Genomic DNA, 23,328 nt, shown 5'->3' with positions numbered 1-23,328 from the left:
AGCCATCCATGAGTCGAGAACCACAGCGCCTACTCGATGTCCTCAACCGAGGGATGTTTGCAGTCACGGTCGAGTATAACCCCCCCAAGGGCACCAACATCTCGTCCGTTCTCGAGAGTGCCAAACAGCTTGTCGGGCTGGTACACGGTGTGAACGTCACCGACAATACGGCCGCCGTGGTTCGGGCCGGCTCACTTCCAGTCTGTCGTCTGTTGTATGAGTTGGGGCACGACCCCGTGATGCAGTTGACCTGCCGTGATCGCAATCGGATCGCCATGCAGTCGGATCTGATGGGCGCCCACATGCTGGGGATTCGAAATATTCTGTGTCTCACGGGCGATTATCCGACGGTCGGTGATCATAAGGAGGCCAAGCCGGTATATGATCTCGATTCGGTCCAAGTCATGCAGCTCGTGCAAGGATTGAACAAGGGGCATGACATGGCTGGGCATAAATTGGACGGCTCGACATCGTTTACAATCGGTGCCGCTGTCACACCGGAGGCCGACCCCCTCGGGCCTATGCTGGCCAAGTTTGAAGTGAAGGTAAAGGCGGGCGCCCAATTCTTCCAGACCCAAGCGGTGTACCATCCGGAGCAGTTCGCGAGCTTCATGAAGGCGGTCCAGCCCTATAAGGTCAAGGTGCTTGCCGGTATCCTTGTGCTGCGCAATCACAAGATGGCGGAGTTCATGAACGCGCATATTCCGGGCATCTCGGTTCCAAGCGAGATGATCGATGAACTCAAAGCTGCCGGTGAGAAGGCAGAGGACGTCGGGGTGGACATCGCCGTACGGACGATCCAGGCGGTTCGGCCGCATTGCGACGGCGTTCATATCATGGCGATCAAAGCCACGCATCGGTTGGCCGAGATCATCGCCAAAGCTGAATTGAACTGATGACGATCCTCGATTTCCAGCAGCTCAAACGAGAGAGGAAGAAACTCGCCGTCGTGACGGCCTATGACGCGCTGTTCGCGCGCATCGTAGAGCAAGCAGGGATACGGGTGATTCTGGTGGGGGATTCGCTGGGCATGGTCGTGCAGGGGAAACCCAATACGCTTACGGTGACGATGGACGACATGCTGTATCACACCAAGCTGGTCGCAGGCGTGGTGCAGCGAGCGCTGGTGATTGCGGACATGCCGTTTATGTCCTATCAGACCAACACAGAGGAAGCTCTGCGCAATGCAGGCCGATTGCTGCAAGCAGGCGCCGCTGCGGTGAAGCTTGAGGGCGGAGCTGTGATGGCAGATCGAATCAAAGCCATGACTAGCGTTGGGATACCTGTCATGGGTCACCTTGGCATGACCCCGCAATCAGTCAATGCGTTGGGCGGATACAAGGTTCAAGGCAAGGCCGACGATCAAGCCTCCCGGCTTTTGGAAGATGCAAGGGCCCTTGAAGCCGCCGGCGCATTCGGGCTGGTATTGGAGGCAGTGCCTGCCGATCTAGCCAAAAAGATTACTCAAGCCCTTTCGATCTCCACCATTGGTATTGGAGCAGGTCCCCATTGCGATGGCCAAGTACTGGTGCTCTATGATCTCCTTGGACTCTTTGATGCGTTCATCCCGAAATTCGTGAAGACCTATGCACACCTCAAAGCCGACACGCTCCAAGCGCTGACTCGTTACAAAGAAGAAGTGGAACAGGGCAAATTTCCGTCTGATGCCGAAAGTTACCATTAGGCTCGCAGACTTGTTTCGCTTGATCCATCTCAGATTTTCCTTTCATATCTCGCAATCTCCGCTTACGCTTCACCGAAAGCGGGGGAGACAGAGCTGAGTCCGTTTGATAGAGTCGGGCCTTCCGACCTACCTTGGCATGCGGGATAGGCGCGATGGAATGGATTGAATGGCTGCTGAGCCGAGAGTTCCGGCAGTTCGTCTTCGACCATGACCTCTTCATTCCGCTTTTGTTCACGGCGAGGGTGATCTTCGTCACAGCGCTTGAATGGATGATACCGGCGAGAAAGGTGCCCTATCGGTCTATCTTCTTCATGGACATCGTGGGGGCCACGCTGGTCGGGTACCTGCTGCTCCCTACCGCCTTGTATGTAAGCGAACGGATCGTAATTCGGCCGATGTTGCCGGAATTTATCTCGGCCCTTCCGACCGCGGCGACTTTTGCCCTGTACTATGTGATTGGAGACTTCGGCGCCTACTGGGTACATCGGTTTCTGCACGTGAGCCCGTTTTGGTGCAGCCATAAGTGGCACCATTCCCCGAAGCACATGTACTGGCTGGCTGGATACCGAGCTTCGCTCCCGCAACAGGTATTGTTCAACCTGCCCTGGATGATGGCCTTTTCGGTTTTCGGCCATGCTCCATGGTGGATGTACTGGGTGGTCTTGTCTTCCCACATGTTGTTGAACGACTGGATGCACATGAACGTCACCTGGCGCTCGAATTGGCTGGAATGGATCGTTGTGACGCCGCGGTATCACCATGTTCATCACAGTGAGAACCTGGCACATGCCAATGTGAATTTTGGAGTGACGTTCTCGGTTTGGGACCGACTGTTCGGAACCTATGTTGATCCGGAGGAACTCAAGACACCGATTACATTTGGGATCGGCGAGCAGGTTCCCCTGGCGCGCCTGGTCGCAGGGGTCTGAGCTGCGCGTGCGTCAATGTCGTGTCTGCCCGTCAACCTGAAACACCGACCGATCTTCCAATCGCACCGCTGTCAGTTGTCGTCCCCACACACAGCCGCTATCGATGGCCAGCAGATTGGGCTCCATGTGTAGGCCGAGTGCAGCCCAATGACCGGTAATGATGGTCGTATCCGCATTGCGGCGAGCAGTGAGACGGAACCAAGGGAAATAGCCTGGCGGTGTCTTTTCAGGCGGACCGGAAAAGTTCGAGGTGTCGCCGGTCGGTGTACAGGTGCGAAGTCGGGTCAGCACACGGGCAACTGTGACCAACCGTGAGACGCCGGTAAGGTTGGGGCTCCACGTGACCGCCGGCTCATGGAAGAGTGATCGCAAGAACGATTGGAAGCCGGCACCGCGCAGGGCGGTCTCGACCTCGCCGGCCAATTGAGCGGCATCTTGCGTTGTCCATTGAGGGAGGAGCCCCGCATGGATCATGAAGAACGACCCCTCGTGGTGGTGCAAGGGCTGGTGCCGAAGCCAGTTAATCAAGTCAAGCCGATCGTCGGCCTTCAATACGTCGCCTATCGTATCCTTGGGTCGAAGTGCCACCACCCCTTCCGAGACTGCAAGAAGAAAGACGTCATGGTTGCCAAGCACCACGCGTGCGGACGGCCCGAGCGAACGGATGTAACGAAGCACCCCAAGTGAATCGGGCCCGCGGTTGACGAGATCGCCGACGAACCAAAGACGGTCGCAGCTCGGATCAAATTGGACAAGATCGAGAAGACGTTGCAAGGCGTCATGGCATCCCTGCACATCGCCGATCGCATAGGTCGCCATGCTTACCGTGAGTTAAACCGATGCAAGGAGGCCATACCCAAGGACCTTCGAATCCCGGCTGGTTTGCCGTTGTTCGGTTGTTGTTCAGTTAAGGAAACTTGGCTTCGATCTTACTCGAAAGCCCGCCGCGCGCAGTGAAGGTGCCGGTGACTTTCGCCCATACGGGATGGCAGGCGTTGACGATATCTTGAAGGATTCTGTTGACGGCATTTTCATAGAAGATGCCGAGATTACGGTAGGCATGGATGTACATTTTAAGCGCTTTCAGTTCAAGACATTCTTTGTCAGGCATATAGTGCAGTGTAATGATTCCGAAGTCCGGCAAGTTGGTTTTGGGGCAAATCGCGGTGTACTCGGGGATCTCAATCGTAATTTCATATCCCTTATATTGATTCGGAAAGGTCTCGATGTCGGGAAGCGTGGCACTGATTCCGCTCTTCGCATGCCGCTCGTTGTAACCCAATTTCGTGGTCCTTTGCTTGCCCCTCATTTTCTCCTCTCCTCCATGCTGGCCCACTCATACTTGTTTCATCCATTCTGTCTGGCCGATTTTCTCCAGTTCGATATAAAGCGAGACCCATGGACATTTCATCTCGGGGTAGACTTCGCAAAGCCCACCTTTGCGAACCCCTCCGCAAGGACCGTGCGCCATGAATTTCGGACATTCGGCTTTGACTGAATCGTCCGGAATCGGCGGGCGTTTATGAACTCCGCCGACATGGAAACCTGCATCATCTTCACCCGGGATGAGAACGCGTAGTGACATGATGTGCAGTGTAAACGGAATGCGGTAGATCGGCAATGTCTAAACGTGAATTGTTAAAAAGTTCGGAGGTGCCTGTTCTTGCGGTTTTCTCGTTCTGACCGTTTGGGGCGAATGGCCTATCTCGCCGATTGAAACTAGGCCTTCTTTTGGATACCTTGGGCCCTCTTAGAAGTTGCTTTGATTTTCACGACGTTATACTATGACAGAACGTATCGTGGAAAATTCATGACAAAATTCATAGCGGGGACTGTGACGACGGAGACGAGAAAAGGTTGAGCAAAGATTGACAGTCTTTTTTCGGCTTTGCTAGGATGCCCAATGATCGGCGAGTGTTAAGTAGTGGTTTGATTGTCAAATCCTCAAGTCCTCAAGTTTTCTTCGATGCATCATGTGGAAGCGGTGTGAAGCGGAAGAGAAGATGAGCAGCGGCCGACCGTTGCCAACGATATAAGGGAGGTGCCTGATGAGTCTTGATTATGTCAAGTTTTCCAATGGATTTGAGAAGTTCATGCCAAAGGAATATCGGGATATGGTGGAGCATGGGCCTTTTGGAAAGAAGGTCACTGTCTCACAAATGGGGAGTTTCAAGGAAGTGTTGGAAGAACATCCCATGTGCGCGGGCTGTGCCATGACGCTTTTTATCCGGCTCGCCATGATCGCATTTCCCAACCCCGAAGACACCATTACTGTCGGGACGGCTGGTTGCGGTCGTCTGGCCATCTCTCAGGCGGCGATTCCCTTTGTCTACGGCAATTACGGTGACCAAAACGGAGTGGCGAGCGGCCTGTCCCGTGGTCTCCGTCTCCGCTTCGGCGACAAGCCAAAGGACGTGGTTGTGATGGCCGGCGATGGCGGTACAGCGGACATCGGCTTTCAACAAGTACTCCACTCCTGGTTCCGCAAAGAGCGGTTCACGACCATCATGTTGGACAACGAAGTGTATGGGAATACCGGTGGCCAGGAGAGCGGCATGACCAACCGCGGCGCCGTGCTAAAGATGGCACCGCTCGGCAAGAAGTTCGAGAAGATGGATATGTTGCAGATGGCCAAAGTTGCCGGTTGCGCCTATGTGGCGACCGTGGTGCCGAATAATCCACGACGGGTGGAAAGCGTCATTAAGAAAGCCGTGTTGATTGCGCGAGAAGTTGGATCAACCTACATTCAAGCCTACACGTCCTGCAACATCGAGTACGCTATTCCGACCGACAAGGTCATGGAAGATGCGAAGACGGTCGAGAATGATCGGTATCAGTTCACGGAATATGTCAGCGACGAAGCGAAACAATACCTCACTGAGCGTTACGGCTACAAGGAATTCCTTGCGAAGCCGACTGCTCCCGCCGCCGCGATTCCCGGCAAAGCTTAGGCGTTCACGAGGAGGTCCATTATGGCAAAGAGATTCAATATTCGGATGGCAGGCGTCGGGGGGCAGGGTGTCGTCACCGGCTCGCATATTCTCAGCACCGCGGTGATCAATGCCGGCGGCGAAAGCACCATCGTGCCGTTCTATGGGTCTGAAAAACGGATGGCGCCGGTGGAAAGCTATGTCCGAGTGTCGGATGAGCCGATTTACGAGATCGGTGAAATCACGTTTCCGCACATCATCATCATCTTCCATCCACAGGTCATCACCCACGGCAAGTCCTATACGATGCCGTTCTATTTCGGCCTAAAAGAAGATGGAGTTGCGCTGATCAACAACGACGGGCCGATGAATCTTCACAGAGACCAGGCGGCTGAGCTGCAGAAGCTTCGCGCGAAACTCTATTACTTCCCAGCGACGAAGATTTCATTGGAAGTCGCGGGTATGGACCTCGCCACCAACATGGCGCTGATGGGTTGTATCGGCGCGATTACAGGTCTGACGAGTATGGCGGGATTGGATCAGGCCGTGAAGGACCGGTTCCTCGGGAAAGGTTTTGTGGTATCCGGCGGTACTGCCGCCCTCGATAGTGTCGTTGAACGGAAGTTCAAAAAGAAACAGGAACTGATCGAGAAGAATGTTGCCGTCATGCGGGCGGGATGGAACTATGCTGTCGACCACGGCTGGGCCGCGGATGCTGTCAAGCGCGCGGAAGAGCCGGTGGCGGCAGCCACCGCATAAAGGAGCACCATGTACCTTGTTGCCGATATCAGCGTTGAAATCTGCGCCTCGAAGAGCTGTAAGCTCTGTACGCAGTACTGTCCGGAAGCTAACACGATTCTCTACAGCGAGGAGATGGGCAAAGAGCAAGGGTTCAAGTATGGGTCGGCCTATGTCGCAGTGGACCGTTGTAAAGGCTGTGCGCAGTGCGTATGGGTCTGTGACAATATGGCCAAGAACAATGCGATCAAGATGATCATGATCGATCAATTGCCGAAGGCGGCGTTGACGGACAATATTACATACGGCGAAAAGAGCACGACGGCCGTTTTGGCCAGTCCGGTCGTCGGGTAAGAGCGAGGAAAGGGGGAAGGGCGTGGCAACAACACAGGATACTCGAGAGCGCATCATCGTACCGGGGCCTGCGGGCTTCCATCCTCCCTCAGCCGCGCAGCTAGGGGTGTCGCTGCCGGATCCAGGGGAGGGATTATTTTACGGATTGCTCGAGCCGAACGAAGAAGTGGTGATTGAAGAGATGGCTCGTAAGATGCTGACGAGCCCGAACGCGACTCTCTTCCCTGGACCGCTGTTGCTCTGGGCCTGGAACGATCATGCGGTGGAAAAAGCAAAGGCCACGCTGGAAATTGCCGCGCAGATTCCTGAAGTCATGATCATTCCGATGCCGGACTATCGGCCGAAGTATCCGAAGATCGATCCGGAAGAAGTCATCAACCCTAATCATCCGAATCTGACGATCTGGGGCAATAAGATCGAAGCTTGTATCTTCATCGGGGTGCATTGTCATTATGCGAATCTGACCCTCAAGATGATCCGGGCGGGAACGAATTGCTGCACCATGGCGATCTGCGCGGAACAAGGCCATGAGGATGCGATGCTGACGATCCGAGACTCCGATACGCTTAAGATCAAGCGCGTAGCGCAGATTTTTAAGCGTGTCCGTGAAGAGATGGGGATCAAGTTACCGGAAAATGGTGAAAATGTCCGCTTTACTGGCACGCAATCCAAGGTGCATGATGGGAAGACCCACACGAACCCGATGGCGTTCGCTCCAACTCCAGGTGGGACGGGTAGTGCGGCGATGTTCGGTCATTCTGCCGAGCACATGAAGCGGGAAGGATAAGGCCGGGCGGCAACGCTCGAACTAGCCAAGAGGTGTAACTATGAGCGAGACCGAAGTCAAAACCAATCCACAGGGTGACCCGATTACCAGCGTCGCCGTGCCTAAGTCTGATGGGAAAAAAGATCCCCATGGGGAAGCAAAAAGACAAAAGGTCGTGACCCCTGAGTACCTGTTCCTCGAAGCGCCGCGGACGAAGGAATTCATCACCGGGAGCGAAGCGGCAAAGGAAGCGGTTCGCCGCTCCAACGTGGATTTGGCCATCGCCTATCCGATCACCCCGCAGAGCGAGACGATGCAGCTCGTCGGCGTGCTCTACGGCGAAGGCTACGTGAAAGAGTATTATCGTGGTGAAGAAGAAGTCGGCGTCATGGCGGCTATTGCCGGTGGATCACGCGCGGGTGTCCGTTGCTATACGGCCACTGCCGGACCCGGCACGTTGCGCGGTTTGGAAGGGATTGCATCCTGGCCGGGTCACCGTCTTCCGGTTGTCGCCATGTTTACCTGCCGGGTGGTCAACGCGCCGCTCGCCATTCAGCCGGACAACATTGAAGTGTCCTACTTGCTGAACTGCGGGATGATTGTGTTCCATGCCGAGAACCAGCAGGACATGTTCGATTTCACGCTGGCCGGCTTCACGATCAGTGAAAAGAACGATGTGACTTTGCCGGTCGGTGTCTGCTGCGACGGGTTCTTCGTCACTCATGCCCGCGGCTATGTGCGCATGCAGGATCGTGGCATCAAGTTGCCTCCGCGTGAAGCCTGGCGCGGTGCCGTCCCTGTGCTTGATGCAGAGAATCCTCCCGCTCGTCTGTCTCGCGACGCTCCGGTCCAGAAATCAAACTTCATGGCGTACAATATTCACGCCGTGTGGCAACAAGAGGTCTGGGCGGCGGTTGAACGCTCCCGCAAGTACATCAATAAGTACATGGGTGGCTTGCTGACGGCGGAAAACGTCGAAGGTGCGGAGGCCATCATCATCGCTTCCGGCAGCGCGGCGGCCCAATCGCGCGAAGCGGTTCGTCTTTGCAAGGACAAGGGTCTCAACGTCGGACTGATCAAGGTTCGATCGCTCCGTCCATTTCCGACGAAGGAACTACGCGAACTGTGCAAAAACACGAAGCTGATTGTTGTGCCGGAATTTAACTACGTCGGTTGGTTGGCCAAGGAAGTGGCGACCGCGGTCTATGGGTACTCCAAAGCTAAGATCATCGGCGGCCCGCGCGTGTACGGCGGTCAATCGATGCCGGTGGAGTTGATCGTGGATGAGGTCGAATCCGGCCTGACCGGCAAGAAGTCCACGAACGTCGCGATGTCGCAGGTCATGGGCGGAGCCGTTAGTCACGACGAGGTTGCCCACTTCATGCGCAGCATCTGATAAGGCATTTCTTAGTAAAAGCAAAAGAGCCTGGCCGGGAAACCGGGCAGGCTCTTTTGCTTTAAGTGCGTCGAGTGTCACGTGATTCGTGAAGCCCGCTTCGACTCAACGAGGCGAGCGGATCTCTCAAGCATTCGAGGAACGACTTCTCACGAGATACGAGCAACGTTGTTATCCCTGGATCTCGTCCTCAACCATCTCCTCACTGGACGGCATGCCATACGCTACATACTTCGCATAGGACAGATAGATTGCCGCACTATCAGTCATGGCTTTTGAGCCGGCCGTCAGTCGAACGACCTTGTCGGAACCTGGTGGTTCCACGTTCTGTAGCATTGTGACATGGTCATGCAAGAGCCTGATATACCGTTCCACCGCTGATTCGACTTCTTTATAAGCCTTCAGGATTTCATCCGTCATGGTTGTCCTCCGTAATAGGTCGAGCATACACTAGCCTCATGCGATGCCTCAACGCCACGGTTTCACCGTTACTCCTAGAGGCCATCACTGAACGGATCGAGAGCGAGGGTCTGCCTCGAAAAAAGTTAGGGCAGGCAGTGGCGGCACTTTCCAAGAGCTTCACTAAAGAGCGGAGTCATCTAACCAGAACATATCTTGATGATGAACTTTTGGGTGCTGCATATCTTCAGTATTTCCTGCCGGTGAATCTGGCCAAAATCCAGTTGTTGCTCGATGAGATGCCGACACCGGAACCGGTCGAGGGGTTTTCCGTTCTCGACATTGGTTCAGGGCCGGGAACCGGGGCTCTGGCGGTCCTTGACTGGTGGTCTCAACGAAAGTTGCCATATACGTTATCAGTGACCGCTGTCGATCGTTCGACGGTAGCCCTCAGACAATCCAGGCAGTTATGGGATCGCTACTGTCGGGCGGCCAGTATTCAAGAAGCGGACTTGCAGGCGTATGAGGGAGATTTCGCGCGACGAGCCTGGTTGGAGCAGGTGAAGCTGAGAGGCCCCTTTAATCTCATCATCCTTGCCAATTGCTTGAATGAGATCTTTGCAGACGCAGGCGATCCCATCATGGCGCGAACTACCGTTGTTGATCAGTCTCTAGCGTTACTGGAACCGCACGGCACGATGATGATCGTGGAGCCGGCTTTACGAGAAACCTCTCGATCACTCCACCAGGTGCGCGATCGATTGCTTCAAGAGAAACGGTGCACTCTCTATAGCCCCTGTCTCCATGAGCAGAACTGCCCAGCCTTAGCGAAGGCCGACGATTGGTGCCATGAAGAACGTGCCTGGGAACCACCTGTGATTATTCAAGAGATCGACAATCAAGTAGGCTTCATCAAGGATGCGCTGAAGTTTTCGTATGTATTGTTGCGAAAAGACGGCAAGACAATTGTGAATCGGCTGCCTGATGTCTATCGAGTTGTAAGCGAACTCCGCGAGCTAAAAGGTGAGAAGCGGGCGTGGCTCTGCAATGGGCAAGGCCGGCAAGAGGTTGGCCGGCAGGATCGCCTGGCCTCTCCTCAAAACCAAGCACTCGATCAGTGGCATCGTGGGGCGATCGTGCAGATTGAGAAGATTGCTCACAAAGAACGGCGGGGAAAGGTGTCAGCGTTGGGACGCATCGAGCGGGATGGCGCTGTGCAGATCGTTCAATCAGCATGATGAGATGTTGTAGCGGAGGTGACGAACGGTGCATGTCTTCTGGCGCTGCAACCTACTGACAAATACCTCAGCGGACGAAGGGCGGGCGACTTCAGCTCTTTCATGATGCGTCAAGTATCGAAGGCTGACTCAGGTGGCACTGTTGCAAGATGTCACGTGGTAGTTTACACTCTTGCACGTGATCAGGACGTTTGCCGATCGCCACACGGCAGAACTATATGAGGTGGGTAAGGCCAAACGATTTCCTACCGAGATTTGGAGAGTGTCATTACGAAAGCTGCAATATTTAGATTCGGCTTCACGTGCGGACGATTTAAAGGTTCCCCTGAGCAACCGATTGCATAAGCTGAAGGAAGATCGAGAGGGCCAGTATTCGATTTCGGTAAACATGAAGTGGCGGATTTGCTTCAGATTTATCGATGGTGATGCGTATGATGTTGAATTGACCGACTATCATTGAGGTGAGGCATGGCTATTCCCAACAAAGGAGTTCGGAAGGTGCGACCCACGCATCCGGGAGAGATGCTGCGCGAGGACTTCCTACCGGACTATAAGTTGACCGTATCAGGCTTTGCCAAGGCCATTGGAGTGTCGCGCCAGACTGTGAACGAGGTGCTGAGAGAGAGACGGGCGGTGAGCCCCGAAATGGCATTGCGGCTCTCTCGTTTGTTCGGCAACAGCCCTGAGTTTTGGCTAAATGCCCAGCGAGCGGTTGATCTATGGGAGGCAGCGAAACAAGCCAAAGGTAGAATCAATCGCATTTCGCCACTGAGTGCTGCCTAGCACAACCCTCCGCGCTCTGTCTGAGACCTTAAGTCCTATTCAGAATGACCGATCACATCCGAGAGGAAGTCAGAAGGCAGATTGAGTCCTTAGTGCCATCCTTACTTCCCTATGTCGCACCGGTTCTCGTCTATCCAAGAGTTAGCCCAGGGACTGATGGTTGGATAACCGGGGGGACAGTCCTGCTTGCCCGAACAAGGCAGAATCGATTTTTGGTTACGGCCAATCATTTCGTCACTGAGATCGACAAACTTACTCAAGGCTCAGATGTCGTAGTGTTGCTTGGTGCGCCAGGCTCTTCGTTTACGGATATCACCTTGTGGCCTGTGATCGCCCGTGATGACCACGTCGACATTTGTACAATCCAGATCCCTCAAGAAGCTGAATGTCAGGAGTTAGAAGAGCATTATTTCGATCTCGATTTCCCCCAATCCACCGGAGCTTGTGTTGGTGACAAAGCGCTGATCATGGGTTTCCCAAAATTACACAGAAAAGCGGGCGATGGCTGGATCAATACAAGAGTACTACCTATATTGGACTACGTTACTAATGTGGGCGATAGAAGATTTACCATTGCCGATGAAAACGCTGGGCGAGAAGTCTTGATCAACCCGCATAATTTGAGTTTTCCGGATCATGTAGGTGGAATGAGTGGGGCTCCAGTCTTCAGGGTTTCAGCATCCGCTCCTCCATCTTTGATTGGTGTCCTTGTAGAAAGTGGTGATGGCCTACGAGGGGTTCACTTCTGTGCCCACGCACATTTCATCATGCCTGATGGAGGTCTTGACCTTGTTGCATTGCCACCGAGATGAGGAATATGGCTGGGATACCGATTAGGGATTCGGGATTTTTTCTGAAAGCGACGTACCGCAGTTTGCGAGTAGCTGCCGTTCCGAAGGAGGCTGGCGCTGTCCGACGATGGCTTTGCGAAGCAGAAAGCCAACTAGTTGCGCTGATCAGCAGCGTGAGCCTTACTGCGGTCGAGCCGAAGCGTGTGAGCAGGGCAGGACTGATCAACGCTGCTCAATCTTTCTTATTGATGAGGTGAACGGAAAGCTGACGGCTGATTGCTGAAAGCCGAACTGGCTAATCCGCTTCCGGTTCCGAGCTGCCGTGCTGGTGGGAGACCTTATCTTCTTCGAACAGATCCGCCATTTCTTCGGCCATCACAGCACTATCATCCTGAATGGCGATCAAGGGGATTTCTTTTCTCTCCTTTGGCTTCTCTTCTGGCGAGGAGATGTCAGGCTGTTTTGGATTGTCAGTCATAGGATTTAGTATACACCCAGGATGTTGAAAAAGTCCGCTGGCTTTGGTTTGAACCTCCTACCGATTATTCAAATGCCTCCAACGAAGATTTCTCAGGGAATTGCCGCTTGCAGTTCTGGCAAGTCACGAAGTAATAGGCATCGCGGACGGACAACGTGGCTCGAAAGTCTAAGCCCACCCCCTGATGACTGCAGGCCGTGCAGGAAATCTCTTTTAACCGGAGCGGCACATCCGGCTGTGTCCGAAGATAGAACTCCATATCGGTATAGACCGGAAACGTGTAGTAGCACTTCTTGCAGATGCCTCGCCAGTCGCCGTCTGTTCCCATGAACCGTTCGTCGATCGCGAAGCTGGACTGTTTGCAGACGGCGCATGGGACCGTGTCTAGGCGACGTTCTACTTCTTGCTGAGTAATAGTGACCATGCTGACGCGAGTATAACGGGCGGGGAAATGAAATCGCAACCACAAGCGAGCAGAGGAGAATACCTTGACGTCTCTCAAGGTGCGGTTATACTGAAAACGCCATGCATCAGATAACAGACAATCTGCTGGTAGGCAGCATCATCGATGCGGAGGAGCCTCCTCCGGTCATCGGCACACTCCTGCTCGTCGCCGAAGAGTTTACGATCACACCGGTTGCCTGGGTGGACTATCATCAGATTCCTTTTCGAGAGTTTGCCAAAGCCGATCCTGCCAAGCTGATGAAAGCGGTTCAATGGCTGGAACCACGTGCACCAAAAGGTCGGACGCTGGTCTGCTGTCGAGCAGGCATGGGCCGCTCCGTTTCAGTCGTCATGGCCTATCTATGCTGCATCGAAGGCCGGACCTATGATGAAGTCTTGAAGTTGGTCATGGCTCGGCGGCCTGGTGCCATGCCGCTGCCGAATCTTCAAGTTGCCATTGAACAGGTCCGCCAACTCCGGCGTGCCGCCTAACAGGGTGTTGAAAAAGCCTGCCAGCGGCGTTCCCTGCCTTCGCCGGAGCGGCTTCGCGCAGGCAGGTCGCGTCGCTCAGAGGTTCAACATACGGAACGGAGTACGCCTCGCCTCTTCGCTCGCTGCGGCCTTGCTGGACAGCCTTTTTGAACACCCTGGTGATTTCTGCTTGAGTCGGTCCCCGATCTTTTTCGTATCCCGCCAAGCCCGTCTTGCCTTTCCTCACTCCTCATGTCGTAATGGAGCTCCTCTCTAGCTCTTAACTTGGATGAGTTATGCCGGAGCTTCCAGAAGCTGAAGTCGTCGCTCGACAAATCCGTGCTCGTCTCCTTGGAGCACAATTGCGTGATGTGTGGGTCGGACGGGCGGATATCGTTCGAGAAGGCTACAGCACCGTGCCTTGGTATCGAGGTGCTGGCCTGCAATCTGTCGAGCGATTCGGCAAGAGCATCGTCCTGGGATTTGCGAAGGCTCAAGCCGGTCGCTATGTGGTGGCTGAGCTCGGGATGACCGGACTTCTCTTGTTCCAGTCGGCTCGGACGAAACATCCCCAGCATACCCATGTAAGGTTATCGTTCGAGGGAGCCAGTGAGCCGGAACTACGCTACTGGAATCCTCGTCGGTTCGGACGTCTTTCCCTGCTGGACAAGACGGGGCTTGAACGATATGTCGCCCGCCGATTTGGACTCGATCCGCTCTCCGCCTCGCAGCAAGACTTTGTGAGACTTTTGCAAGAGCGGCGTGGACGGCTCAAATCTCTCGTGATGCATCAACAAGTCATCGCCGGTATCGGAAACATCTACGCGAATGAGATTCTCTTTAGAGCCGGCTTGCACCCACATGTTCAGGTGAGCAGACTTTCGGTGGGTAGGATTGAAAAGCTCTACCGGATCATGCGTGAGGTCCTCCACGAGGCGATTGCCTGCGGAGGATCGAGCGTCCGAGATTTTTTTGCTCCCGATGGAACAGAAGGACGATACAAGCGGCGGCATCTGGTCTATGGGAAAGAGGGGCAGCCCTGTCCACATCGCTGTGGCGGGATCATTCAACGTTTTCAAGGGGAACGGAGCGCATATTTTTGCCCCCGATGCCAGTCTCTTCGATCTACAAAGTGATGGTCAGAAGAGGAAAAAGTACTTACATTTTCGCGGCTTAGTAAGAGCGAGGTTTGAAAATTTCAGGCTAGGCCTTTTGATCCGCTTCACGGTAGTCCCTCTGGTGTCTTGAGTCATCCCGTTGATTTCCGCTACAATCCAGCTCCCTATCGACTGGGTTGAATACGAAGGAGAACGCTCATGGCAAAGGTCTTGGAAGGTCCCGGGATGGGACTGATGAAGAAGTGGGGAATTCACGTTCCACATTATGCGGTTGTCACCTCCGCGGACGAACTCTCCAAGCTTGGTCAGGTCAACGAGTGGATGAAACAGACTAAATTGGTTGCCAAAGCGCATGAAGCGCTGGGTTCCCGGTTTAAGCTCGGTCTGGTGAAGGTCGGCCTCGATCTGAGTGGTGCAGTGGCGGCAACCAAAGAAATGATCGGTCGCCAGGTCGGGAGCATTACCATCTCGCAGGTCATTGTCTCTGAGATGGTCCCCCACAAAGACGAATACTATTGCGCGGTAAAGTCCACTCGTGAAGGTGTCGAGATCCTTGTCGCCAATTGCGGCGGTATCGAAGTGGAGTCCAATTGGGAGCGAGTGAAGCGCTTGTGTCTCGATGTCGGGCAAGCTCCTTCCACGGAGAAGCTTGAAAAACTCGCGAAAGAGGCAGGGTTTACAGGCCCGGTCGCAAAGAAGATGGCCGACTTCGCCGAAAAGATGTTTGCCTGTTTCGACCACGAAGATGCGCAGTATCTCGAAGTGAATCCTGTCGTCACACGCGAGAGCGACGGTGAGCTGATTGCGCTCGATGCCGTGACGCTGCTGGACGGCGATGCCAAATTCCGCCATCCGGATTGGAATTTCCAGTTCGCCGCGGAATTTGGGCGTGCCTACAGTAGGGATGAAGTGGAAGTCATGGGGGTTGACAGCAAAATCAAGGGGTCCGTCAAATTCATCGAAATTCCAGGCGGCGATACGGCGATGCTGCCGGCCGGCGGCGGTGCGAGCGTCTACTACTCCGATGCCGTCGTGGCGCGAGGCGGCAAGTTGGCGAACTATGCCGAGTATTCGGGTGATCCACCCGATTGGGCCGTTGAGGTTCTGACGGAAAAGGTCTGCTCATTGCCCGGCATCAAGAACATCATCGTCGGCGGGGCGATCGCTAATTTTACCGACGTGAAGAAGACCTTCGGCGGCATCATCAATGGATTTCGCAAGGCAAAGAGTGACGGCAAGTTAAAGGGGGTAAAAATTTGGGTGCGCCGCGGTGGGCCTCGTGAAAAAGAAGGGCTTGACGCGATGCGCGCACTGAAGGACGAGGGCTTCGACATTCACGTCTTCGACCGCAACACTCCGCTGACGGACATCGTCGACAAAGCATTGCAGAAGTAAGTAAGTCCTGAGTGCTGGGTGTTGAGCGAGGAGAAGCTGTTCTTCAACTCAGCACTCATCACTCAGAACTCAGCACTGAAGAGGAGATTGCGATGAGTATTCTGGCAAATAAAGACACCCACGTGGTGATTCAGGGTGGTGCTGCAGGTGTCAACGCTGCCCGCCGCATGGCGGAGTTCTGTTACCTGATCAAACGCCCGCTCAATGTTGAAGCGTTCGTCTATCCGCCTGACGCCGGCAAGACCAACGAGATTCCCTACGGCAGCGGTTTGATCGCGATTCCAATCTACAAGACCATCGCGGAAGCAACGAAGAACCATCCGACTATCAACACGAGCCTTGTCTACATCGGCGCGGACCGTGCGATGAAGGGCGCAATGGAAGCGCTGGATGATTCACATATTAAAGTGGTCTCGATGATCACCGAGGGTGTGCCGGAGAAGGATGCGAAACTGCTCGGCGCCCATGCCAGAAAGCTGGGCAAGGTCTTCAACGGTCCGTCGTCCATCGGCATTATCTCCGCCGGCGCTTGCCGGTTGGGCGTGATCGGCGGAGCGTTCGACAACCTCGTGCTCTCAAAGCTCTATCGGGAAGGTTCCTTCGGCGTCATCACCAAGTCGGGTGGTCTTTCCAACGAAATTATCTGGATCTGCTCGCAGTTCGCCGACGGCATCACGACGGCGATCGGTATCGGCGGCGATGCCTATCCCGGCACCGACTACGTCAGTTACCTCGAAATGTTCGAGCATGATCCGCAGACGAAGGCGGTGGTCATCGTCGGTGAAATGGGTGGCGATCTCGAAGAACGGGCGGCCGAGTGGTACGGTGCGAAGAAGCGCCGGATCAAGCTGATCGGCGTCGTCTCCGGGTTCTGTCAGGAAAGTTTGCCCAAGGGAATGAAGTTCGGCCATGCCGGTGCCAAGGAAGGGATGAAGGGAGAAGGTTCGGCCCGATCGAAGTCAGAGGCCCTCAAGAAATCCGGGGCATTGGTGCCTGAGACGTTCGGTGCGCTTGGTCCTGCGATCAAGGACACGTATCAGGGATTCTTGAAGTCCGGTCTGGTCAAGGAGATCATTGAGCCGGTCAGTCTTCCAAGGCTTCCCAAGACCGTCGAAGAGGCGATGAAGGCGGACGAAGTCGTGGTGGCGCCGCTCATCCGCACCACGATCAGCGACGACCGGGGGGACGAACCTTGCTACGACGGCTATCCTGCCTCCGAATTGATCAATAAAGGATATGAAATTCCTCATGTCATCGGTCTTCTCTGGGACAAGCGGTTGATCTCGAAACAGGAAGCGGAAATCATCAAGCGAATTATGATGTTGTCCGCCGACCACGGCCCCTGCGTGAGCGGTGCTTATGCGACGATTCTCGCGGCCTGCGCAGGCATCGGGCTGTCGCAAGCGGTGGCAGCCGGCTTGATCATGATCGGACCGCGCTTCGGCGGCGCTGTGACGGATGCCGGCCGCTGGTTCAAGTATGCTGTCGATAACAACATGAAGGTAGACGAGTTTCTGGCTTACATGAAAAAGCACGTCGGGCCTGTGCCGGGGATTGGGCACCGAGTGAAGAGCTTGCGTAATCCTGATAAACGCGTGAAGGAACTTGTGGGTTACGTGAAGAGCTTGCAGATCAAAACGCCCTGTCTCGACTTCGCCTTAGCGGTGGAGCAGGTAACGGCGGTGAAGAAGGATAATTTGATTCTGAACGTGGACGGCACGATGGCGGCCGTGTTGGTCGATATGGGCTTCCCAGTCGATAGTTTGAACGGGTTCTTCATCCTGTCGCGCACGATCGGATTGATCGGTCACTGGGTCGATCAGAAACGTCAGGATAGCCGCTTGATCCGGCTGTTCGATTACCTGGTGAACTATGCGGCGCCCAAACGAAGAGAAGTGCCGCCTCTCAAGTAAGTGCTGAGTAACGAGTGCTGAGTCCCTGAGTTGCGAGCCCAGTCTGAGCACCCAGCACTCAGAACATTGAAGGAGTGAAGCCATGTCTATGGATATTGCCAAAAGGCTGTACGATAAAATGCCGGAGGTCTTCGAAAAGGCCAGAAAGAAATTCGGCCGCGGCCTCACCTTGACCGAAAAGATTCTCGTCTCGCATGCCGACAACTTTGATGCCCAAACTTGGGAGCGCGGGAAAGCCATGTTGGCGCTCCGTCCCGACCGCGTGGCGATGCAAGATGCCACGGCGCAGATGGCCATGTTGCAGTTCATGCAGGCCGGCAAGAAGAAAGCGGCGGTGCCGAGCACGATCCACTGCGACCACTTGATTCGCGCCGAAATGGGGTCCGAGAAGGACCTGCTTCGTGCCATGGACGAAAACAAGGAAGTCTACAACTTCCTGGCCTCCGCGGCGAAGAAGTACGGCATCGGCTTCTGGAAGCCCGGCGCCGGCATCATTCATCAGGTCGTGCTGGAGAATTATGCATTCCCGGGCGGCTTGATCATCGGCACCGACTCGCACACACCGAACGGCGGTGGTCTGGGTATGTTGGCGATTGGTGTCGGCGGGGCGGACGCCGGGGAAGTGATGGCAGGACTCCCGTGGGAAGTGCTCCATCCGAAACTCATCGGTGTGCGTTTGACCGGTAAATTGAACGGCTGGACCTCGCCGAAGGACGTGATCCTCTACCTCTGTGGTCTTCTGACCGTCAAGGGTGGGACCAACAAGATTGTCGAATACTTCGGCCCCGGTTCGGAGACGATCAGCGCCACCGGTAAAGGCACCATCTGCAACATGGGTGCGGAGTTGGGCGCCACAACTTCCGTGTTCCCCTTCGATCAGAAGATGGTCGCCTACATGAACATTACCGACCGAGCTGATCTGGCTAGCTTGGCGCAGTCGCACAAGGATCTCTTGGTGGCTGATCCGGAGGTCTACCAATCGCCCGAGAAGTACTACGACCAGATTGTGGAAATCGATCTGTCGAAGCTGGAACCGCACGTCGTCGGTCCTCATACCCCCGATTTGGCCAGGCCTGTTTCCAAGGTTGCGGCCGAGGCGAAGGAGAAGGGCTATCCGGTCGAATTGAAGGCGGCGCTGATCGGGAGCTGTACCAATTCCTCTTACGAAGACATCAGCCGGTCCGCTCACATTGCGCAGCAGGGGTTGAAGGCCGGTTTGAAGGCCAAGACGTCGTTCCTTGTTTCACCGGGCTCCGAGCGGATTTATCATACGATGAAGCGCGATGGGTTCCTCGACACCTTTGAGAAACTGGGGGGCACCGTGCTGTCCAATTCCTGCGGTCCCTGCATCGGCCAGTGGAAGCGTGCGGATGGAGTAAAAGGCAAGGCCGATTCGATCGTCAGCTCCTTCAACCGAAATTTTCCCGGCCGTAACGACGGCATCAACGAGACGCTGTCGTTTTTGGCCAGTCCGGAAATCGTGACGGCCTATGCGCTGACGGGCGATTTGCGGTTTGACCCCATCAATCAACATCTAAAGGCCGCCGATGGTAAGGAGTTTAAGCTGGAGCCTCCGGTGGGAGAGGAACTGCCGGCCAAGGGTTTCGCCAAGGGTGAAGAAGGGTATGTGGCGCCGGCTGAAGATGGCTCAAACTTGACCGTCAACATTCCTCCGACCAGTGAACGGCTGCAACTGCTGCAACCGTTCCCGCGTTGGGATGGGAAGGATTTCGATAAGCTTCCGCTCTTGATCAAGACCAAGGGGAAGACGACGACGGACCACATTTCCCCAGCAGGGCCTTGGCTCAAGTTCCGCGGGCATCTGGATAAGATCAGCGACAACATGTTCCTCGGCGCCAACAGCGCGTTCGCATCTGAGCCGGGCAAGGGCACGAACGTCTTGACCGGCGAGGCGAACCTGAACATCGCGCAGATTGCCCGAGCCTACAAGTCGAAGGGCATCAGCTCGATCGTGGTCGGTGATGAAAACTACGGCGAAGGCAGCAGCCGCGAACATGCCGCCATGTCGCCACGGTTCTTAAATGTGCGGGTGGTAATCACGAAGAGCTTTGCGCGTATCCACGAAACCAATCTCAAGAAACAGGGGATCTTGGCGTTGACCTTCTCTGATCCGAAGGACTACGAGAAGATTGAGCAGCAAGACCGCATCAGTGTGACGGGGCTCGGCAGTGTGGCTCCCGGCAAACCGTTGCAGGTGACAGTCCACAAGGCGGATGGCCGATCGCTCACCATCCAGGCGAACCACAGCATGACGGCGCAACAGATTGCGTGGTTCAAGGCTGGTTCAGCGCTGAACGCGCTGAATTAATTCAGGAGGTGAGGGGGAGAATCATGGCGAAAGCAGACAAAATCATCTATACGAAGACGGACGAAGCGCCGATGCTGGCGACCTATTCGTTCTTGCCGATCATCAATGCATTTTCGAAGGCGGCTGGCGTGACGGTGGAATTGCGGGACATTTCGCTGGCGGGCCGGGTGATCGCGGTGTTCCCGGAATATCTCACTGAGGCCCAGAAGCAGCATGACGCCTTGGCCGAATTGGGCGAACTCGCCAAGACGCCGGAAGCCAATATCATCAAGCTGCCGAACATCAGCGCGTCGATCCCGCAGTTGGTCGCCACCATCAAGGAATTGCAGAAGCAAGGCTACAAGCTGCCAGACTATCCGGAAAATCCGAAGGACGACAAGGAAAAGGACATCAAGGCCCGCTACGACAAGGTCAAGGGCAGCGCCGTCAATCCGGTCTTGCGCGAAGGGAACTCCGATCGCCGCGCGCCCTTGTCCGTGAAGGCCTATGCGCGGAAGCATCCCCACAAGATGGGTGCGTGGTCGTCCGATTCCAAGACGCATGTGTCACATATGAAGGGAGGCGACTTCTTTTCAAACGAAAAGTCGCTCACGATTCCTGCCGCGACCACCGCGAAGATCGAGTTCGTCGGCGCGGACGGCAAGGTGACGGTGCTGAAAGAGAAAATCGCGTTGCAGGCCGGTGAAGTGCTCGATGCGACGTTCATGAGCGTGAAGGCGTTGCGCAAGTTTTTGGAAGAGCAGATCGAGGATGCCAAGAAGCAGGGTGTGCTGTTTTCGCTCCATATGAAGGCCACCATGATGAAGGTCTCGGATCCGAAGATTTTCGGCCATGGCGTGACGGTTTATTATAAAGATGTGTTCGAAAAGCATGCCGAGACGTTCAAGAAGCTCGGAGTCGATCCGGATAACGGCCTCGGCGACGTCTATGCCAAAATCAAGTCCTTGCCGGACGATCAACGCAAGGTTATCGAGGAGGACATTCAGGCCGTCTATCAGAAGCGGCCGCCCATGGCGATGGTGAACAGTGACAAGGGCATCACCAACCTTCACGTGCCCAGCGACGTGATCATCGATGCTTCCATGCCGCCTGTCATTCGCGACAGCGGCAAGATGTGGAACCCTCAAGGCCAGTTGCAGGATGTGAAGTGTGTGATCCCGGACGCCAGCTACGCGCCGGTCTATCGCGAAATGGTCGAGTTCTGTAAGCAGAAAGGCGCCTTCGATCCTCGCACCATGGGGACGATCCCGAACGTCGGCTTGATGGCACAGGCGGCGGAAGAATACGGCTCGCACGACAAGACCTTCAAAGCGCCGGGCAACGGCACGATCCGTATCGTGGATGCGTCCGGCAAGACCTTGCTTGAGCACAAGGTGGAAGAAGGCGATATCTGGCGCGCTTGCCAGGTGAAGGATGCTCCGATTCAGGATTGGGTGAAGCTGGCGGTGAGTCGGGCCAGGGCGACCGGTGCGCCGGCGGTCTTCTGGTTGAACAAGGATCGCGCTCACGACGCTGAATTGATCAAGAAGGTCAATGCCTATCTGCCGAAGCACGACACGACCGGGCTTGAGATCAAGATCATGGCGCCGGCCGATGCCTGCCGCTTTTCGATCGAGCGGATGAAAGACGGCAAAGATACGATCTCCTGCACCGGCAACGTATTGCGCGACTATTTGACGGACCTGTTCCCGATCCTCGAAATCGGCACCAGCGCCAAGATGCTCTCGATCGTTCCGTTATTGAACGGCGGCGGACTCTTCGAGACCGGTGCCGGCGGATCGGCTCCCAAGCACGTGCAGCAGTTCCAGGAAGAAGGCTGTTTGCGGTGGGATTCTCTCGGTGAGTTTTTGGCCTTGGCTGCTTCGCTGGAGCACCTGGCAAAGGTGGGAAACAATGCGGTGGCCAAGATCCTGGCGGATACGCTGGATCAAGCCAATGCGAAGTTTCTGGAGAACAACAAGTCACCGGCTCGCAAGGTCGGCGAGATCGACAACCGCGGCAGCCATTTCTATCTCGCGCTCTATTGGGCGCAGGCCTTGGCTGCGCAGACGGCGGACAAGAAGATTGCGGAGAAGTTTCAGAAGATCGCCAAGGACCTGACCGACCACGAGAAGACGATCGATCAGGAGTTGTTGGCGGCGCAGGGGAAGCCGCAGGATATCGGCGGGTATTACCACCCGGACGACGCGAAGGCGTTCAAGGCGATGAGGCCCAGCGCGACGTTGAATCGGATCATCGACGCGATCGCCTAACAGGACCAAGTAGCGAGGACTGAGGCTGAGGTTTTGAGAGGGAGCATCCATTCCTTCACTCGGCCCTCAGCACTCAGTCCTCAGTCCTGAGTAACGACGCTAGGACGGCTGAAAGTTGAGAGCTATGGCGACGGACGATACCCAAAACGTGATCGATCAACCCGAGGTGATGAAACCTCGGATGGCCACGATCGAGATCGCCGGTAAGAAGGTAGAGGTGCCGGAAGGGATCACGGTTGTAAAGGCCATGTGGTACGCGGGCATCGACGTGGTTCGGGGGATCGGCTGCCTCGGTGGGTTCTGCGGCGCCTGCGCGACCTACTACCGGACGAAGGATGATCCGAAAGTGAGGACTTGCCTGGCTTGCCAAACGGCGGTGCAAGATGGGATGTGCTTCACGATGATGCCGCCGTTCCCGGCGCGTAAGGCTACCTACGAGATCCAGAAACTCCAAGATCCGAAGCAAGACCTGTTCAATTTCTATCCGGAAGCGCCGCTCTGTCGCAACTGCAATGCCTGTACCGAAGCCTGTCCTCAGAGGATCGACGTGCGCGAGGGCGTGTGGAAGGCTGTGTTCGGCGACTTCAAGAGTGTCTCCGAAATGTTCATGGACTGCGTCATGTGCGGCATGTGCACACCGGTCTGCATTGCCGATATCGCGCCGAATCTTGTCGCGCTCTATGTCAGCCGGGCTCAGGGCGCGCATTTTGCCGAAAAGCCGATCGGACTGGATACCCGCATCAAGGAAATTCAAGACGGTCGGTTCAACGACGAGTGGAACAACATTCTGAAGATGAGCGACAAGGAACTTGCCGAGCATTGTGCGACTGTTAGGTGAGAAAGCTGGAAAGTGTGAAAGTCTTGAAGCCATGGTTCAGCAGCAATTGTGAACCGTTGAACTTTCCCACTTGCCACTGTTG

At 55.3% G+C, this 23,328-nt stretch carries 24 protein-coding genes; 19 read left to right on the top strand and 5 right to left on the bottom strand.

Annotated features, from left to right (window positions below):
• Window positions 1–8: 8 nt before the first annotated feature.
• The 3 genes from P0120_22590 (at window position 9) to P0120_22580 (ending at window position 2,613) form a co-directional block, all read left to right on the top strand.
• Entirely contained in the window at window positions 9–896 is an 888-nt protein-coding gene (locus P0120_22590) for a methylenetetrahydrofolate reductase (GenBank protein MDF0677099.1), read from the top strand.
• A complete protein-coding gene (panB, locus tag P0120_22585; protein MDF0677098.1) occupies window positions 896–1,684 on the top strand; it encodes a 3-methyl-2-oxobutanoate hydroxymethyltransferase in 789 nt (262 codons plus the stop codon). Before P0120_22590 ends, panB begins: the two co-directional genes overlap by 1 nt.
• 152 nt (window positions 1,685–1,836) lie before the next feature.
• Complete coding sequence (locus P0120_22580) at window positions 1,837–2,613, top strand: sterol desaturase family protein (protein MDF0677097.1); 777 nt, start codon at window positions 1,837–1,839, stop codon at window positions 2,611–2,613.
• Window positions 2,614–2,625: 12 nt separating this feature from the next.
• Here the strand turns inward: P0120_22580 and P0120_22575 are convergent, their stop codons facing one another.
• Both P0120_22575 and queF read right to left on the bottom strand, forming a co-directional pair.
• Window positions 2,626–3,432, bottom strand: coding sequence for a symmetrical bis(5'-nucleosyl)-tetraphosphatase (locus P0120_22575; GenBank protein MDF0677096.1), 807 nt, complete (start codon window positions 3,430–3,432; stop codon window positions 2,626–2,628).
• Between the two features lie 88 nt (window positions 3,433–3,520).
• The gene (queF, locus tag P0120_22570) at window positions 3,521–3,922 is read right to left on the bottom strand and encodes a preQ(1) synthase (protein MDF0677095.1); all 402 of its coding nucleotides are present in this window, start codon (window positions 3,920–3,922) and stop codon (window positions 3,521–3,523) included.
• Window positions 3,923–4,661: 739 nt separating this feature from the next.
• Here queF and P0120_22565 point away from each other — a divergent pair.
• Genes P0120_22565 through P0120_22545 form a run of 5 tightly spaced genes read left to right on the top strand, consistent with a single transcriptional unit; the run spans window position 4,662 to window position 8,797 of the window.
• Window positions 4,662–5,564, top strand: coding sequence for a thiamine pyrophosphate-dependent enzyme (locus tag P0120_22565; GenBank protein ID MDF0677094.1), 903 nt, complete (start codon window positions 4,662–4,664; stop codon window positions 5,562–5,564).
• A 21-nt stretch (window positions 5,565–5,585) separates the two neighbouring features.
• Complete coding sequence (locus tag P0120_22560) at window positions 5,586–6,302, top strand: 2-oxoacid:acceptor oxidoreductase family protein (protein MDF0677093.1); 717 nt, start codon at window positions 5,586–5,588, stop codon at window positions 6,300–6,302.
• 9 nt (window positions 6,303–6,311) lie between these two features.
• Window positions 6,312–6,635, top strand: a complete 324-nt coding sequence (locus P0120_22555) for a pyruvate ferredoxin oxidoreductase (GenBank protein MDF0677092.1) — start codon at window positions 6,312–6,314, stop codon at window positions 6,633–6,635.
• A gap of 22 nt (window positions 6,636–6,657) precedes the next feature.
• Window positions 6,658–7,422: a carbon monoxide dehydrogenase beta subunit family protein gene (locus tag P0120_22550; GenBank protein MDF0677091.1), complete on the top strand. Its 765-nt coding sequence runs from the start codon at window positions 6,658–6,660 to the stop codon at window positions 7,420–7,422.
• 40 nt (window positions 7,423–7,462) lie between these two features.
• On the top strand, window positions 7,463–8,797 hold the full coding sequence (locus P0120_22545) for a transketolase C-terminal domain-containing protein (protein ID MDF0677090.1): 1,335 nt from the start codon (window positions 7,463–7,465) through the stop codon (window positions 8,795–8,797).
• A 171-nt stretch (window positions 8,798–8,968) separates the two neighbouring features.
• Here P0120_22545 and P0120_22540 read toward each other — a convergent pair whose 3' ends face one another.
• Complete coding sequence (locus P0120_22540) at window positions 8,969–9,217, bottom strand: hypothetical protein (GenBank protein ID MDF0677089.1); 249 nt, start codon at window positions 9,215–9,217, stop codon at window positions 8,969–8,971.
• 209 nt (window positions 9,218–9,426) lie between these two features.
• Here P0120_22540 and P0120_22535 point away from each other — a divergent pair, with 209 nt between their 5' ends.
• From P0120_22535 to P0120_22520, 4 genes are all read left to right on the top strand, one after another.
• Complete coding sequence (locus P0120_22535; protein ID MDF0677088.1) at window positions 9,427–10,434, top strand: small ribosomal subunit Rsm22 family protein; 1,008 nt, start codon at window positions 9,427–9,429, stop codon at window positions 10,432–10,434.
• A 178-nt stretch (window positions 10,435–10,612) separates the two neighbouring features.
• Entirely contained in the window at window positions 10,613–10,894 is a 282-nt protein-coding gene (locus P0120_22530; GenBank protein ID MDF0677087.1) for a type II toxin-antitoxin system RelE/ParE family toxin, read from the top strand.
• 8 nt (window positions 10,895–10,902) lie between these two features.
• Window positions 10,903–11,217: a HigA family addiction module antitoxin gene (locus tag P0120_22525; protein ID MDF0677086.1), complete on the top strand. Its 315-nt coding sequence runs from the start codon at window positions 10,903–10,905 to the stop codon at window positions 11,215–11,217.
• A gap of 212 nt (window positions 11,218–11,429) precedes the next feature.
• Entirely contained in the window at window positions 11,430–12,029 is a 600-nt protein-coding gene (locus tag P0120_22520) for a hypothetical protein (GenBank protein ID MDF0677085.1), read from the top strand.
• Between the two features lie 274 nt (window positions 12,030–12,303).
• Here the strand turns inward: P0120_22520 and P0120_22515 are convergent, their stop codons facing one another.
• Both P0120_22515 and P0120_22510 read right to left on the bottom strand, forming a co-directional pair.
• Complete coding sequence (locus tag P0120_22515; GenBank protein ID MDF0677084.1) at window positions 12,304–12,486, bottom strand: hypothetical protein; 183 nt, start codon at window positions 12,484–12,486, stop codon at window positions 12,304–12,306.
• 64 nt (window positions 12,487–12,550) lie between these two features.
• Window positions 12,551–12,910: a hypothetical protein gene (locus P0120_22510; GenBank protein MDF0677083.1), complete on the bottom strand. Its 360-nt coding sequence runs from the start codon at window positions 12,908–12,910 to the stop codon at window positions 12,551–12,553.
• Between the two features lie 101 nt (window positions 12,911–13,011).
• Between P0120_22510 and P0120_22505 the strand changes: the two genes are divergently transcribed.
• The 7 genes from P0120_22505 (at window position 13,012) to P0120_22475 (ending at window position 23,246) form a co-directional block, all read left to right on the top strand.
• Complete coding sequence (locus P0120_22505) at window positions 13,012–13,422, top strand: dual specificity protein phosphatase (GenBank protein ID MDF0677082.1); 411 nt, start codon at window positions 13,012–13,014, stop codon at window positions 13,420–13,422.
• A gap of 275 nt (window positions 13,423–13,697) precedes the next feature.
• Entirely contained in the window at window positions 13,698–14,537 is an 840-nt protein-coding gene (gene mutM, locus P0120_22500) for a bifunctional DNA-formamidopyrimidine glycosylase/DNA-(apurinic or apyrimidinic site) lyase (protein ID MDF0677081.1), read from the top strand.
• Between the two features lie 180 nt (window positions 14,538–14,717).
• A complete protein-coding gene (locus tag P0120_22495) occupies window positions 14,718–15,914 on the top strand; it encodes an ATP citrate lyase citrate-binding domain-containing protein (protein ID MDF0677080.1) in 1,197 nt (398 codons plus the stop codon).
• Between the two features lie 92 nt (window positions 15,915–16,006).
• On the top strand, window positions 16,007–17,827 hold the full coding sequence (locus P0120_22490; protein ID MDF0677079.1) for a citrate/2-methylcitrate synthase: 1,821 nt from the start codon (window positions 16,007–16,009) through the stop codon (window positions 17,825–17,827).
• Window positions 17,828–17,909: 82 nt separating this feature from the next.
• A complete protein-coding gene (locus tag P0120_22485; protein MDF0677078.1) occupies window positions 17,910–20,156 on the top strand; it encodes an aconitate hydratase in 2,247 nt (748 codons plus the stop codon).
• Window positions 20,157–20,179: 23 nt separating this feature from the next.
• Entirely contained in the window at window positions 20,180–22,408 is a 2,229-nt protein-coding gene (locus P0120_22480; protein ID MDF0677077.1) for an NADP-dependent isocitrate dehydrogenase, read from the top strand.
• 124 nt (window positions 22,409–22,532) lie between these two features.
• Window positions 22,533–23,246 (top strand): 2Fe-2S iron-sulfur cluster-binding protein, encoded by a 714-nt coding sequence (locus P0120_22475; GenBank protein MDF0677076.1) that lies wholly within the window; start codon window positions 22,533–22,535, stop codon window positions 23,244–23,246.
• Window positions 23,247–23,328: the final 82 nt, after the last annotated feature.

It is taken from the genome of Nitrospira sp. (genome assembly GCA_029194675.1).
Lineage (GTDB): Bacteria > Nitrospirota > Nitrospiria > Nitrospirales > Nitrospiraceae > Nitrospira_D.
The sequence above is the reverse complement of the archived record's forward strand: the minus strand, read 5'-3'. Positions and strand labels throughout refer to the sequence as shown.

Excerpts from the sequence above, each read along its gene's own strand:
- queF (MDF0677095.1), bottom strand. The coding sequence starts at position 3,922 with ATGAGGGGCAAGCAAAGGACCACGAAATTGGGTTACAACGAGCGGCAT.
- P0120_22545 (MDF0677090.1), top strand. The coding sequence starts at position 7,463 with ATGAGCGAGACCGAAGTCAAAACCAATCCACAGGGTGACCCGATTACC.
- P0120_22490 (MDF0677079.1), top strand. The coding sequence starts at position 16,007 with ATGAGTATTCTGGCAAATAAAGACACCCACGTGGTGATTCAGGGTGGT.
- P0120_22590 (MDF0677099.1), top strand. The coding sequence starts at position 9 with ATGAGTCGAGAACCACAGCGCCTACTCGATGTCCTCAACCGAGGGATG.
- P0120_22505 (MDF0677082.1), top strand. The coding sequence starts at position 13,012 with ATGCATCAGATAACAGACAATCTGCTGGTAGGCAGCATCATCGATGCG.
- P0120_22560 (MDF0677093.1), top strand. The coding sequence starts at position 5,586 with ATGGCAAAGAGATTCAATATTCGGATGGCAGGCGTCGGGGGGCAGGGT.
- P0120_22480 (MDF0677077.1), top strand. The coding sequence starts at position 20,180 with ATGGCGAAAGCAGACAAAATCATCTATACGAAGACGGACGAAGCGCCG.
- P0120_22580 (MDF0677097.1), top strand. The coding sequence starts at position 1,837 with ATGGAATGGATTGAATGGCTGCTGAGCCGAGAGTTCCGGCAGTTCGTC.
- P0120_22565 (MDF0677094.1), top strand. The coding sequence starts at position 4,662 with ATGAGTCTTGATTATGTCAAGTTTTCCAATGGATTTGAGAAGTTCATG.
- P0120_22510 (MDF0677083.1), bottom strand. The coding sequence starts at position 12,910 with ATGGTCACTATTACTCAGCAAGAAGTAGAACGTCGCCTAGACACGGTC.
- P0120_22475 (MDF0677076.1), top strand. The coding sequence starts at position 22,533 with ATGGCGACGGACGATACCCAAAACGTGATCGATCAACCCGAGGTGATG.
- P0120_22495 (MDF0677080.1), top strand. The coding sequence starts at position 14,718 with ATGGCAAAGGTCTTGGAAGGTCCCGGGATGGGACTGATGAAGAAGTGG.
- P0120_22515 (MDF0677084.1), bottom strand. The coding sequence starts at position 12,486 with ATGACTGACAATCCAAAACAGCCTGACATCTCCTCGCCAGAAGAGAAG.
- P0120_22555 (MDF0677092.1), top strand. The coding sequence starts at position 6,312 with ATGTACCTTGTTGCCGATATCAGCGTTGAAATCTGCGCCTCGAAGAGC.
- P0120_22485 (MDF0677078.1), top strand. The coding sequence starts at position 17,910 with ATGTCTATGGATATTGCCAAAAGGCTGTACGATAAAATGCCGGAGGTC.
- P0120_22540 (MDF0677089.1), bottom strand. The coding sequence starts at position 9,217 with ATGACGGATGAAATCCTGAAGGCTTATAAAGAAGTCGAATCAGCGGTG.
- mutM (MDF0677081.1), top strand. The coding sequence starts at position 13,698 with ATGCCGGAGCTTCCAGAAGCTGAAGTCGTCGCTCGACAAATCCGTGCT.
- P0120_22575 (MDF0677096.1), bottom strand. The coding sequence starts at position 3,432 with ATGGCGACCTATGCGATCGGCGATGTGCAGGGATGCCATGACGCCTTG.
- P0120_22525 (MDF0677086.1), top strand. The coding sequence starts at position 10,903 with ATGGCTATTCCCAACAAAGGAGTTCGGAAGGTGCGACCCACGCATCCG.
- panB (MDF0677098.1), top strand. The coding sequence starts at position 896 with ATGACGATCCTCGATTTCCAGCAGCTCAAACGAGAGAGGAAGAAACTC.